A 13,733-nucleotide genomic window follows, 5' to 3' on the forward strand; every position below is an offset into this window, starting at 1 on the left:
CGTGACCCGCCGTTCAGAGCGCGAGCGCCGCGACGCTGGCCACCAGCAGGATCGCCAGCGCGGCGATCGTGCCGGTGTGCCAGCGCACGCGCGGTCGCTCGCGCTCGAACCGCGGGTCGTCCAGGAGCCCGGCGTCCCGGGCCTCCTCCCAGCGCTGCCGCACGATCGCGGCCGCGTCGCCGGAGTCGGTGCCGGCCAGGTCGCCGGGGCGGACGCCGCCGCCGGGGCCGTAGGTGCTGCTCGGCAGGTTCTTGTCGGCGCCCGCCTGCGTGCGGCCGGTGCGGACGGCGCTCGGTGCGGGTGCCGCCCAGGCCGAGTAGGAGCCGTACACGGTGCGCAGCGTCAGCGCGTACTGGGTGCCGATCTCCTGGACCGCCGGCCAGGGGATCTCCACGGTCCGCAGCACGTTGCGGATCTCGACGCCCGCGGGCGTCACGATCACCGCGGGACGCCAGTAGGCGGCCCAGGCGCCGACGGCGACCAGCGCCAGCAGCGGCAGGTAGGGGAGCGTCGTCGACGCGTCGTCCACCAGACCCGTCACGGCGCCCACCAGGCACAGCACCACGACACCACCGGCAACCCATCGGCCGAACCCCGGCCGGAACTCCACGACGTCCGCCACCATGCGGTCATCGTCCCAGACGGCTCCGGACCGGCTGCGCGCCACCGCGCGACCGCCCCGGCCCCCGCACGGAAGGAACTGCTCGACCAGTGAGCACCGAGACCCTCGCGAACGCCCCGGCCCCGACGCCGGACGGCAAGGCGCCCATCCTCGAGGTCCGTGACCTGACCGTCGAGTTCTTCGTCGACGGCGAGTGGTACCCCGCCGCCACGGAGGTCACCTACGACGTCCGGCCAGGCGAGGTCCTCGCCATCGTCGGCGAGTCCGGGTCGGGCAAGACGCAGTCGTCGATGTCCCTCATCGGGCTGCTGCCGCCGAACGGCCGCGCGACCGGCTCCGCGAAGCTCGCGGGCCGCGAGCTCCTCGGCCTCACGCACAAGCAGCTCAGCTCGGTGCGCGGCAAGGAGGTCGCGGTCATTTTCCAGGAGCCGATGACCGCGCTGAACCCCGTCTACACCGTCGGGTTCCAGATCATCGAGACCCTGCGCGTGCACTTCGACCTGGGCCCGAAGGCCGCACGGCAGCGCGCGATCGAGCTGCTCAAGCTCGTCGACATCCCGGACCCGGAGCGTGCGGTCGACAAGTATCCGCACCAGCTGTCGGGCGGCCAGCGCCAGCGCGGCATGATCGCGCAGGCCCTCGCGTGCGACCCCAAGCTGCTCATCGCGGACGAGCCGACGACGGCGCTCGACGTCACCGTCCAGGCCGAGATCCTCAAGCTCATGCGCGACCTGCGCAGTCGCATCGACTCCGGCATCGTGCTCATCACGCACGACATGGGTGTCGTGGCCGACCTGTCGGACCGCGTGCTCGTCATGAAGAACGGCCGCATCGTCGAGTCGGGCCTGTCGGACACGATCTTCAACCAGCCGACCCACCCGTACACGATCCAGCTGCTCGAGTCGGTGCCGCACCTGGGCTCGGCGACGTTCCAGGCGCCGGGCGCGGAGCACGACGTCACCTCGACCTCCGCCACGACCGCGACGCCCGTCCAGGCGCCCGCACCGGCGGCGACGCCCACGGGCTACGCGCTCGAGGCGAAGGACCTCATCATCGAGTACCCGTCGCGCGGTCGGATCCCCGCGTTCCGGGCGATCAACGGCGTCGACCTGTCGATCGCGCGCGGCGAGGTCCTCGGCCTCGTCGGCGAGTCCGGCTCGGGCAAGACGACCGTCGGCCGTGCCGCCGTCGGCCTGCTGCCCGTCGCGGGCGGGTCGCTCAAGGTCAACGGCGTCGAGCTCGCGGGCGTGAAGCCGAAGACGCTGCGCGAGGTCCGCCAGGACGTCTCGATCGTCTTCCAGGACCCGGGCTCGTCGCTCAATCCGCGTCTGCCGATCGGCGAGTCCATCGGCGAGCCGCTCAAGCTGCACGGCATCGCCAAGGGCGCCGAGCTGAGCAAGCGCGTCGAGGACCTGCTGGACCGCGTGCACCTGCAGCGGTCGATGCGCAACCGGTACCCGCACGAGCTCTCCGGCGGTCAGCGCCAGCGCGTCGGCATCGCCCGCGCGCTCGCCCTGAGCCCCAAGCTGCTCATCGCCGACGAGCCGACGTCGGCGCTCGACGTGTCGGTCCAGGCCCGCGTCCTCGAGCTGTTCCAGGAGCTGCAGCGCGAGTACGGCTTCGCGTGCCTGTTCATCAGCCACGACCTCGCGGTCGTCGAGATCCTGTCGCGCCGCATCGCAGTCATGAACAAGGGCCTGCTCGTCGAGGTCGGCGACCGCGACGCGATCCTGCGCAACCCGCAGCAGGACTACACCAAGCGCCTGCTCGCCGCTGTGCCCGTGCCCAACCCCGCCGAGCAGAAGGTGCGCCGTGAGGAGCGCGACCGGCTCATCGAGGAGGCGGAGGCGGCGCTGCGCCAGGCCGACGCCGAGGCCGAGGCGTACGCGCACGGCACGGGTGCGGACGCCGCCGAGCTGCGCAAGCAGCAGTCGAAGGGCCAGGGCCAGGCGTCCGACCCGCGCGGTGGCGCCGAGGGCGGCTTCTGACGCTCCCGCTCCGACGAAGGCCGTGCCCGGGTGCTCCTCGGGCACGGCCTTCGTCGTCCTGGCAGCGCCTTCGCGGGCGCGACGCCGCGTGGCGAGAGTCCCCCGTACCCGAGTTGTCCGGCAGAGTTCAGTTCCGGGTGGTGACGACCGATATCCGCAGGTGGCGGCGGTGTGAGACCGTCCAGGCGAGACGTCCGCCGGGGGAGTCCCGTGCGGCACACGATCCGGGAGGTCGCAGGCGTGCGCAGGTCGACGGTGGGGGGTGCCGCGCTCGTCGTGGTCCTCGGGCTCGTGCTCGGCGGCTGCACGCAGCCGGAGCCGGACCCGGAGCGGGCGGGGACGGTCGTCGTCGCGGTCGGCAGCGCGTTCGGGTCGCTCAACGCGGGGACGACGCTCGGGCGGACGCCCGGCAGCACGCTGGTCCGCTCGCTCGCGCAGTCGGGCTTCGTGTCGGTCGACGAAGTCGGCGCGGCGGTGTTCGACGAGTCGTTCGGCACGGTCGAGAAGGTCGCGGACTCGCCGCTCACGGTCCGCTACACGATCTCCCCGACGGCCCTGTGGTCGGACGGCGTCCCCGTGACCCCCGACGACCTGGTCCTCGAGTGGGCGGCCCGCAGCGGCCTCTACGACGACGTGACGCCCGAGATCGACGCGTCGGGCGAGGTGACGAACGGCGACGCGCTCGACGCGGGTGTCGCGTTCGCCGCGACGTCGCCCGCGCTGGTGCACGTGCCCGCGGTGCCGATCGTCGAGGGCACGAGCGTGACGCTCGTCTACGACGTCCCGGTCGCGGACTGGGAGGTCGCGCTCGACGTCAACGTCCCGGCGCACGTGCTCGGCGCCACGGTGCTGGGGATCGACGACCCCGCGGAGGCCGCGGCGGCGGTCAGCGCCGCGATCCTGGGCGAGGACAAGGGCGCCCTGCGGTCGCTGTCGCTCGCGTGGCGGACCGGTCTCACCGCGGACCTGCTGGCGGAGGACGCGACCGCGGCCGTCACGACGGGGCCGTACGTCGTCGACCGTGTCGTCGGAGAGGAGCGCGTGGACCTGGTCCGGAACGAGTCGTACGAGGGTGCGCGGCCGGCTGCGTTCGACCGCGTCGTGCTCCGCACCGCGCTGCACCCGCTCGACCAGGTGACCGCGCTGCGCGACGACGAGGTCGACGTGATCGCGCCGACGGACACCGCCGACGTGCTGGACGCGCTCGAGGACGTCGAGGACGTGACGACGCGCTCGGGCGGCGACGCGACGCTCCAGCTGCAGCTCCAGGTGGCCGGCGGCGGCCCGTTCGACCCCGCGACCTACGACGGGGACGCCGCGAAGGCGGCCGCGGTCCGGAAGGCGTTCCTCGCGACGGTGCCGCGCGACGCGGTGGTGTCGTCGGTCGCGGAGCCGCTGTGGGCGGACGCCGCACCGGCCGACGCACTCCTGCCCGCGGCGGGCGCGAACGTCGGGGAGGTCGAGGTCGCGGAGGCCGACGTCGCGGACGCCGAGCGTGCGCTCGCCGACGCGGGGGTCCCGACACCCGTGGTGGTGCGCGTCCTCACCGACACCGCCGACCCGGTGCGGCTCGGTGTGCTCGACCTCGTGACCGAGCAGGCCGCCGAGGCCGGGTTCGCGGTGCGCCGCTACGAGCAGGCCGACGGCATGGTCGCCGACCTGCGCGGCGCCCCGTCCGCGTGGGACGTCGCGCTGCTGCCCGTGCCGCAGTCGGACCTGGGCGCGGCGGCGACCGCGGCCCGCTGGCGCACCCAGGGGTCGACGAACGTCACGGGGTGGACGTCGCCCGAGACGGACGCGGCGGTCGACGCGCTGACCGCGATGGTCGACCCCGAGGCCCGGACGGACGCGTTCGACGCCGTGGCCGCGACGCTCGCGGACGGGGCCGCCGTGCTGTCGCTCGTGCGCCAGCCGGTCGTCGTCGCGACGCGCGACGCGGACCCGGAGGACGAGGGCCGGCTCCCGCAGCTCGAGCCCGTTCCGCCGCTCGCGCTGAGCCGCGCGGACCTCACGTCGTGGTGGGACTGGGCACGCACGGACGCGTGACGACCGCCGAGCCCGGATCGCGGCCGCGGGCGGGCGACGCCCGGCGGGGTGACGGGCGGCAGGGTGACGGGCGCCACGGCGGACTCGGGGGTCGGGCGGGTAGAATCGTCCGGCGCCACGTCCCGGCGCGCTCCCCACCTGCGAAAGCCGAGTACACCCATGCCTGAGTCCACGACCGTCACCGGCGTGCGCGCCGACCTGCGCAACGTCGCGATCGTGGCCCACGTCGACCACGGGAAGACCACCCTGGTCGACGCGATGCTGTGGCAGTCCGGCGCCTTCGGCGAGCACGCCCACGTCGACGAGCGCGCGATGGACTCCGGCGACCTGGAGCGCGAGAAGGGCATCACGATCCTCGCGAAGAACACCGCGGTCCGGTACGCCGGCCCCGCGGCGGCCGCGGTGGGTCAGCCCGACGGCATCACGATCAACGTCATCGACACCCCGGGCCACGCCGACTTCGGCGGCGAGGTCGAGCGCGGCCTGTCGATGGTCGACGGCGTCGTCCTGCTCGTCGACGCGTCCGAGGGCCCGCTGCCGCAGACCCGCTTCGTGCTCCGCAAGGCGCTCGCCGCGAAGCTCCCCGTCATCCTCGTGGTCAACAAGGTCGACCGCCCCGACGCCCGCATCGAGGAGGTCGTCCACGAGGCGACCGACCTGCTGCTGGGCCTCGCGTCCGACCTGCACGAGGAGGTCCCGGACCTCGACCTCGACGCGATCCTCGACGTCCCCGTCGTGTACGCCGCCGCGAAGGCCGGTCGCGCGTCGCTGAACCAGCCCGCCGACGGCGGCCTGCCGGACTCGGAGAACCTCGAGCCGCTGTTCGCGACGATCCTCGAGAAGATCCCCGCCCCGACGTTCGACGAGGGCGCGCCGCTGCAGGCGCACGTCACGAACCTCGACGCCTCCCCGTTCCTCGGCCGCCTCGCGCTGCTCCGCATCTTCAACGGCACGCTGCGCAAGGGCCAGACGGTCGCGTGGGCGCGGTCCGACGGCTCGCTCCAGAACGTGCGCATCACCGAGCTCCTGGAGACGAAGGCCCTCGAGCGCGTCCCCACGGACTCCGCCGCGCCGGGCGACATCGTCGCCGTCGCCGGCATCGAGGACATCACGATCGGCGAGACGCTGACCGACCCCGACGACCCGCGCCCTCTCCCGCTCATCACGGTCGACGACCCGGCCATCTCGATGACCATCGGCATCAACACGAGCCCCCTCGCGGGCAAGGGCGGCAAGGGGCACAAGGTCACCGCCCGCCAGGTCAAGGACCGCCTCGACAAGGAGCTCATCGGCAACGTGTCGCTCCGCGTCGTCCCCACGGACCGCCCCGACGCGTGGGAGGTCCAGGGTCGTGGCGAGCTCGCGCTCGCGATCCTCGTCGAGCAGATGCGCCGTGAGGGCTTCGAGCTCACCGTCGGCAAGCCGCAGGTCGTCACGAAGAAGGTCGACGGCCAGGTCCATGAGCCCGTCGAGCGCATGACGATCGACGTCCCCGAGGAGTACCTCGGCGCGGTCACGCAGCTCCTCGCGCAGCGCAAGGGCCGCATGGAGACCATGTCGAACCACGGCACCGGCTGGGTCCGCATGGAGTTCCTGGTGCCCGCGCGCGGCCTCATCGGCTTCCGCACGCGGTTCCTCACCGACACGCGCGGCACGGGCATCGCGTCGTCCATCTCCGAGGGCTACGAGCCGTGGGCCGGCGCCATCGAGACCCGCCAGTCGGGCTCGCTCGTCGCCGACCGTGCGGGCGCCGTGACGCCGTTCGCCATGATCAACCTGCAGGAGCGCGGCTCGTTCTTCGTCGAGCCCACGTCCGAGGTCTACGAGGGCCAGATCGTCGGCGAGAACTCCCGCAACGAGGACATGGACGTCAACATCACCAAGGAGAAGAAGCTCACCAACATGCGCTCCTCCACGGCGGACAACTTCGAGAACCTCGTGCCGCCGCGCAAGCTCACGCTCGAGGAGTCGCTGGAGTTCGCGCGCGAGGACGAGTGCGTCGAGGTGACGCCGGAGATCGTGCGCATCCGCAAGGTGGTGCTCGACCAGACCGAGCGCGCCCGCATCACCGCGCGCAACAAGAAGTCCTGACGCCGGTGGCGCCGGTCGGCGGGCTCGTCGCGGTGCACGCGCACCCCGACGACGAGACCCTGTCGACCGGCGCCCTGCTCGCCACCTGGGCGCGCGCGGGGCGGCCCGTCACGGTCGTCACGTGCACGCGCGGCGAGCGCGGCGAGGTCATCGGCGAGGCGCTCGCGCACCTCGAGGGCGACGGGCCCGCGCTCGCCGCGCACCGCGAGAGCGAGCTCGCGGCCGCGCTGTCCTCGCTCGGCGTCGCCGACCACGTCTACCTCGACTCGGGCGGCCCCGCGGGGGAGCGGTTCGAGGACTCCGGCATGGCGTGGCTCGGCACCGGACGCGCCGGAACGGCCGTCGACCTGCCCGATCGCGCCTTCGTCGGCGTCCCGGTCGACGAGGCCGCCGCACGGCTGGCCGACGTCCTGCGCGCGCGCCAGCCCGACGTCGTCGTCACCTACGAGCCCGACGGCGGCTACGGGCACCCCGACCACGTGCACGCGCACCGCGTGACCCTGCGCGCCGTCGAGCTCGTCGCGGCCGACGACCTGCACCCGACCGTGCTGTGGGCCGCCCAGCGCGGCGCCCACCTGCGGGCCGCGTACCGCGCGCTGGCCGGCGGCTCCGTGACGCTCGCGCTCGGCGACGAGCGCGGCGACCTCACGCTGCCCGACCCCGACGGCCCCCTCCCGTCCGTCGCGGTCGACACGCTCGACCTCGCGGTCGACGTCCTGCCCGTCCGCGCCGCCGTGCTCGACGCGATGCGCGCCCACGCGACCCAGGTCCGCGCGGTCCGCGCGCTCGACGGGACCCCCGGCCTGATCGGCTGCTACGCCCTCAGCAACGACGTCCTCGCACCCGTCCTCCCCGTCGAGGGCTACCGGGTGGCCGCCGGTCGCGTCGACGTGCTCGCCGGGGTGCCCGGCGTCCGGCCGGTAGCCTGACCGCCGTGCAGCCACTGAGCACCGACGTCCTCACGAAGGCCGCGTCCACGTTCGTCCTCGGCCTCGTCGTCGGCGCCGTCGGGACCGCGATGCACCGCAGCGTGCCCCCGTGGGGCGTCGTCCTGTGCCTCCTGCTCGTCGCCTGCGCCGCGCTCCTCTCCCGCGCGTGGGGCGGGGGTGTCGCCGTGGCGGGCCTCGCGGGCGGCATGTTCCTCAGCGTCACGACCCTGGCCCGCTCCGGACCGGGCGGCGACGTGCTCGTGCCCGCGCAGCAGGGCATCGGATGGGTGTGGGTCGTCGGCGCCGCCGGGGTCCTGATCCTGGTCGCCCTGGCTCCGCGCGCGCTGTTCCGCGACGAGCCGCGCGGCGAACGTCCTCGCCCGGTCGCGGTGACCGAGGGCGTCGAGACGGTCGACGAAGGCCGGGGCGGGGGTGACGCCCGACCCGTCGACGGCGGCGTCGTCGGCGGCGAGCCCGACGACGGGTCCGGTGCGCGGCCGGGCACCTCGCGATGACCGACACCCCGACCGTCGCCCCCGACGACTTCCGGGCCGCGGTCGGCCGGCTGCCCGCGGGCGTCGCCGTCGTGACCCTGCGCTGGCGCGGCACCGACCACGCCGCGACCGTCGGCTCTGTCGTCTCCGTGTCGCTCGAGCCCCCGCTGCTGCTGTTCTGCGTCCACGTCGACGCCCGGCTGCGCGACGCCCTCGACGAGGTCGACACGTGGGCGGTCTCCGTCCTCGCCGACGACCAGGCCCCCACGGCCGACTGGCTCGCGTCGGCCGGCCGGCCCGCGTTCGACCAGCTCGCCCGGGTCCCGCACCGGCCCGCCCCCGTGTCGGGCGCCGCGTGGCTCGACGGCGCGGCCGCGTGGTTCGACTGCCGCACCGCGGACGTGCACCGCGCCGGTGACCACGACGTCGTCGTCGGCAGCGTGCTCGCCGCCGAGCAGGGACGCGCGGGTGCCGGGGGCCTCGTCCACCTGCGCGGACGCGTCCGACCCGTCCGCTGAGACCACGTCGCGACGACCGACCGGCGGGCCTCGACCGTCGACCCGTGGGGGACGTGCGTGAGAGTCGTGCGCGCCGGGTGAGAACCCCGACGCGCGGCACCGAACACGTCGTCGCCTCAGGCGCGCACCGTAGACTCGCGCGGGCGCGCGTCAGTGCGCAGCCACGCGCCGAACCATGCGCACCAGCAGGGGAGCAGGATGACCGAGCGGACCGACCGCGACCACTCCGAGCGGCCGGGGACCCCCGCCGCCGACGCCGACGCGACCACCGCGGACGACGCCACGCGTCGTGCCGGCGAGGACGCGGTCGAGGCCCCGACGGAGGCCCACGCCGTCGTCGAGACCGGGAGCGAGCAGGCCGCGGAGCCCGATGCCGCCGAGCGTGACGGCTCCGCGACCGCGGTGACCGCCCCCGGCGACGAGGGCGCTGCGGACGCGTCGGCGGGCACCGCGCCGGACGTCACCGCGACCGGCGCTCCCGTCGTCGGCGCGACCGGCGCTCCCGCCGACGCGGTGGACGGCGCTCCCGCCGACGCGGTGGACGGCACCCCCGCTGACGCGGTGGACGGCACCCCCGCCGACGCCCCGACCGCTGTGGCCGCCGCGACCACCCCCGCTGACGCCGCGACGTCGGTGGACGAGCCCCTCGACGCGACCTCGACGTCCGAGCCGGCAGCCGACACGACCGCCACCGCGTCCGCGGACCACGTCACGTCCGACGCTGCGCCTGTCGAGGTCGGCTCGGACGCCGCGCCGACGGCCGAGGCGACCGCGGCCGCCCTCGCTGGCGCCGACGCGCCGGACGACGTGCCCGTCGAGTCGGACTCGGGCGCGGTGCCGGGGGCCGACGCCACCGCGCCGGCTCCCTCTCGCTCTGACCTGTCGGACGACGTGCCCGTCGAGCCGAGGTCGAGCGCGTCGCCGGAGGCGGACGCGACTGCGGCGGCACCCGCGGACGACGTCACGTCGGACGACGATCCCATCGCGGCGCCCTCCGCGCCCGCGGCGACGACCGACGCGACCGCGCACATCCCCGCTGACGCCGCCACGACGAAGGACGTGCCCGTCGAGCTGGCCTCGACGTCCGCGCCGACGGCGGACGCCGACGCGCCTCCGGCCGGTGACCGGGCGCTTCCCGACGCCGACGCGAGCGCGCCGGCGACGTCCGACGAGGCGTCCACTCCCGTGGCGGGCGAGGCTCCCGCGGCTGGCGGGGAGACGGCGTCGGGAGACGCGGCGTCCGCGGACACGGCGGACACGTCGTCGACCGTCTGGCCCGTGTGGGGTGCTCAGGCGGCCGCGGCGCGCGCCACGTCGCCCGCCGAGCCTCTCCGTCCGAGCGAAGCCCTCGCCGCGGACGCGACCCCGACGGTGGGCGCCGCCCCTGCCGGAGACCCGGCCGCATCCGCGCAGCCGGCGCCGCCCGACGCGGTGCCCGGCTCGGCAGACGGCTCGGCAGACGGGCCGGCGACGAGCGAGGCCGACGCGGACGTGGACACCGCGACCCGTGCGGTGCCGCGCGTGACGGGCGCCGACGACACGGCGGTCCTCCCGGCTGCCGGGGGCGTGAGCGACGGCGCGCAGGGCGCGGCGACCGTCCCGGCCGGGCGCGCGACCTCGGGCGAGCCGTCCGGTCCGGCCACGGCTGGGCCCACCGGTCCGGCCGCGACAGAGCCGACGGGACCCGCCGCGACGCATCCGTCCGGCTCGGCCGAGACCTCGCCGTCCGGCGGTGCCGTGGCGCAGCCGTCCGGCTCGGCCGGGACCTCGCCGTCCGGCGGTGCCGTGGCGCAGCCGTCCGGCTCGGCCGGGACCTCGCCGTCCGGCGGTGCCGTGGCGCAGCCGTCCGGCTCGGCCGGGACCTCGCCGTCCGGCGGTGCCGTGGCGCAGCCGTCCGGCTCGGCCGGGACCTCGCCGTCCGGCGGTGCCGTGGCGCAGCCGTCCGGCTCGGCCGGGACCTCGCCGTCCGGCGGTGCCGTGGCGCAGCCGTCCGGCTCGGCCGGGACCTCGCCGTCCGGCGGTGCCGTGGCGCAGCCGTCCGGCTCGGCCGGGACCTCGCCGTCCGGCGGTGCCGTGGCGCAGCCGTCCGGCTCGGCCGGGACCTCGCCGTCCGGCGGTGCCGTGGCGCAGCCGTCCGGCTCGGCCGGGACCTCGCCGTCCGGCGGTGCCGTGGCGCAGCCGTCCGGCTCGGCCGGGACCTCGCCGTCCGGCGGTGCCGTGGCGCAGCCGTCCGGCTCGGCCGGGACCTCGCCGTCCGGCGGTGCCGTGGCGCAGCCGTCCGGCTCGGCCGGGACCTCGCCGTCCGGCGGTGCCGTGGCGCAGCCGTCCGGCTCGGCCGGGACCTCGCCGTCCGGCGGTGCCGTGGCGCAGCCGTCCGGCTCGGCCGGGACCTCGCCGTCCGGCGGTGCCGTGGCGCAGCCGTCCGGCTCGGCCGGGACCTCGCCGTCCGGCGGTGCCGTGGCGCAGCCGTCCGGCTCGGCCGGGACCTCGCCGTCCGGCGGTGCCGTGGCGCAGCCGTCCGGCTCGGCCGGGACCTCGCCGTCCGGCGGTGCCGCGGCGCAGCCGCCCGTCGCGCCCGGGCGTGACGCGGCCGCCGACCGGGCGGCACCGTCTCCCGCCGAGGGCTCGGCGTCGCCGACGTCCGCCCCGGCGGGTGCGCCGACGCCTTCCGGTGACCCCGTCGACCCCGCTGAGCAGGAGCCGACACGTGCGCCCGCGGCGGGCGCTGCGGCGGCCGCGGCTGCAGCGTCGACCACCCCGGCGCGCACCGGCCAGCAGGCTCCGACGCGCGATGCGGCCGCTGGCCCGGTGACCGCCGCGGGCTCCGGTCAGCAGGCTCCGACGCGTGTCTCCGCGACGGGCGCTGCCGCGGCTCCGACCGGCGCGACGACGCCGACGCAGGCGCGGCCGTCCGCGGACGGGACGCCGGCGGCACCGCTCGCCCCGACGGCACCGCTCGCCTCGACGGACCCGGCGCCGACCGCGTCGCGCCCCGGCGCTGCAGCCCCGACGACTCCGGCGGTCCCGGGGGCCCCCGCGGACCGGACGCGCGAGGCGCCGGCAGGAGCGGGCGTTGCGGGCCCGGCGGCGGCAGCGGCTGCGACCGGTGCGGCGACCGCGGGTGCGGCGACGGCGGGTGCGGCGACCGCGGGTGCGGCGACCGCGGGTTCGGCGACCGCGAGCGCAGCTCCCGCGGCTGCCGCCGCGCCCGGTGGGGCGTTCGCGCCGGTCGGATCGCGCGGGCCGGACCCGCTCGCACCGCGCATCGCGTCCGGGCCAGTCCCGCAGGACGAGGACGACCGCGCGGAGTCGCCGCTCGACGTGTTCGAGCCGGAGGACGGTCGTCGCCGCTGGGTGCGACCGGTGCTGGTGATCGCCGGCATCCTCGTCGTGCTGGGCGGGCTGTACGTGGGCGCGTCGTTCGCCCTCGCGGACCGGGTTCCGCGTGGCGCGACGGTCGCGGGCGTGGACGTGGGCGGCCTGTCGTCGCAGGAGGCGGTGGCCCGGCTGCAGGAGTCCCTCGCGGACGCGTCCACGCAGCCGGTCCCGGTCGAGGCGCAGGACGTGCAGGCGACGGTGGACCCGGCGACGGCGGGTCTGGTGTTCGACCCGCAGGCGACCGTGGACCGCATGACGGGCGTGGACCTGGCGGACCCGCTGCGGCTGTGGGACCAGATCGTGGGCGTGGGCGCCCGGCAGCCGGTGACGCAGGTCGACGACGCGGCGCTGTCCGCCGCGCTGGAGGACCTGGGCTCGTCGCTCGTGCTCGCGCCGGTCGACGGGACGATCGTCTTCGCGGACGGCACGGCGAACGCGACGCAGGCGGCGGACGGCTGGGAGCTGGACGTCGAGGGTGCGACGCAGGTGCTGCACGAGGGCTGGCTCGACGCCGCCCGCCCGCTCGCGCTGCCGACCACGACGGTCGAGCCGGCGATCACGCAGGAGAAGACGGACGCGGCGCTCGAGGTCGCGAAGAAGGTCGCGTCGGGTCCCGTGTCGGTCACCGTGGGCGACCGGTCGGCGACGCTCGAGCCGGCGGTCGTGACGGCGAACGCGTCGTTCGTGCCGGTGGACGGCGAGCTCGTGCTGCAGATGAACGGCGAGGCGCTGAGCGCCGCGGTCCTGGAGGACCTGCCGGACCTGCTGACGGCGTCGGAGGACGCGCACTTCGACCTGTCGTCGGGTGCGCCGGTGATCGTGCCGGGCACGCCGGGCACGACGCTGGACCCGGCGTCGCTCGCGACGGCGGTCGCCGACGCGGCCGTGGCGAGCGCGCGGTCGGCGACGGTCGAGCTGGTGCAGGCCGACCCGGCCGAGTCGACGGCGGAGCTCGAGGCGCTCGGCATCAAGGAGATCGTCTCGGAGTTCTCGACCCCGCTGACGTCGGAGCCGCGCCGGACGCAGAACATCGCGAACGGTGCGTCGAAGATCAGCGGCACGCTGATCCGCCCGGACGAGACGTTCAGCCTGACGGACGCACTGGGCCCGGTGGACGCGGCGCACGGCTTCGTGCAGGCGGGCGCGATCGTCAGCGGCGAGCACGTCGACGCGTGGGGCGGCGGTCTCTCGCAGATCTCGACGACGACGTACAACGCGGCGCACTTCGCGGGGTTCGAGGACATCGAGCACAAGCCGCACAGCGAGTGGTTCGCGCGCTACCCGGAGGGCCGCGAGGCGACGATCTTCACGGGCACGCTCGACATGCGCTGGAAGAACAACACGCCGTACGGCGCGCTGGTGCAGTCGTGGGTCGAGGGCGGCCGCGTGTACGTCCGGATCTGGGGCACGAAGTACTGGACGGTCGAGTCGACGACGAGCCCGCGCTCGGGGGTCGTGTCGCCGACGACGGTGTACTCGCAGTCCGCGACGTGCGAGCCGCAGTCGGCGGGCAACCCGGGCTTCTCGGTGACGGTGACCCGCAAGCTGTACCTGAACGGCGAGCTCAAGGACACGGACACGAACTCGTGGCGGTACAAGCCGCAGAACAAGATCGTGTGCGGTGCGCCGCCGTCGGCGACCCCGCCGGCCAGCCCGTGACCTGACCG

8 protein-coding genes are annotated in these 13,733 nt (G+C 75.9%); 7 read left to right on the forward strand and 1 reads right to left on the reverse strand.

The window, feature by feature from the left end:
- Positions 1–13: 13 nt before the first annotated feature.
- On the reverse strand, positions 14–625 hold the full coding sequence (locus KOV94_RS08445; RefSeq protein WP_124344113.1) for a PH domain-containing protein: 612 nt from the start codon (positions 623–625) through the stop codon (positions 14–16).
- An 86-nt stretch (positions 626–711) separates the two neighbouring features.
- Between KOV94_RS08445 and KOV94_RS08450 the strand changes: the two genes are divergently transcribed.
- From KOV94_RS08450 to KOV94_RS08480, 7 genes are all read left to right on the forward strand, one after another.
- Positions 712–2,610, forward strand: a complete 1,899-nt coding sequence (locus tag KOV94_RS08450) for an ABC transporter ATP-binding protein (protein ID WP_235843536.1) — start codon at positions 712–714, stop codon at positions 2,608–2,610.
- A gap of 240 nt (positions 2,611–2,850) precedes the next feature.
- Positions 2,851–4,656: an ABC transporter substrate-binding protein gene (locus tag KOV94_RS08455; protein ID WP_218051798.1), complete on the forward strand. Its 1,806-nt coding sequence runs from the start codon at positions 2,851–2,853 to the stop codon at positions 4,654–4,656.
- A gap of 159 nt (positions 4,657–4,815) precedes the next feature.
- The gene (gene typA / locus KOV94_RS08460; protein ID WP_124344115.1) at positions 4,816–6,747 is read left to right on the forward strand and encodes a translational GTPase TypA; all 1,932 of its coding nucleotides are present in this window, start codon (positions 4,816–4,818) and stop codon (positions 6,745–6,747) included.
- Positions 6,748–6,752: 5 nt separating this feature from the next.
- Entirely contained in the window at positions 6,753–7,676 is a 924-nt protein-coding gene (locus tag KOV94_RS08465; RefSeq protein WP_218051799.1) for a PIG-L family deacetylase, read from the forward strand.
- Between the two features lie 5 nt (positions 7,677–7,681).
- Entirely contained in the window at positions 7,682–8,191 is a 510-nt protein-coding gene (locus KOV94_RS08470) for a hypothetical protein (RefSeq protein WP_218051800.1), read from the forward strand.
- The gene (locus KOV94_RS08475) at positions 8,188–8,688 is read left to right on the forward strand and encodes a flavin reductase family protein (RefSeq protein WP_218051801.1); all 501 of its coding nucleotides are present in this window, start codon (positions 8,188–8,190) and stop codon (positions 8,686–8,688) included. Before KOV94_RS08470 ends, KOV94_RS08475 begins: the two co-directional genes overlap by 4 nt.
- A 198-nt stretch (positions 8,689–8,886) precedes the next feature.
- A complete protein-coding gene (locus KOV94_RS08480) occupies positions 8,887–13,725 on the forward strand; it encodes a VanW family protein (protein ID WP_218051802.1) in 4,839 nt (1,612 codons plus the stop codon).
- The last annotated feature ends 8 nt before the right edge of the window (positions 13,726–13,733 follow it).

Source organism: Cellulomonas algicola (assembly GCF_019024305.1).
In the GTDB taxonomy this organism is placed as follows: domain Bacteria; phylum Actinomycetota; class Actinomycetes; order Actinomycetales; family Cellulomonadaceae; genus Cellulomonas; species Cellulomonas algicola.

Coding starts and splice junctions, on each gene's coding strand:
- KOV94_RS08445 (WP_124344113.1), bottom strand. CDS start 625: ATGGTGGCGGACGTCGTGGAGTTCCGGCCGGGGTTCGGCCGATGGGTT.
- KOV94_RS08480 (WP_218051802.1), top strand. CDS start 8,887: ATGACCGAGCGGACCGACCGCGACCACTCCGAGCGGCCGGGGACCCCC.
- KOV94_RS08475 (WP_218051801.1), top strand. CDS start 8,188: ATGACCGACACCCCGACCGTCGCCCCCGACGACTTCCGGGCCGCGGTC.
- typA (WP_124344115.1), top strand. CDS start 4,816: ATGCCTGAGTCCACGACCGTCACCGGCGTGCGCGCCGACCTGCGCAAC.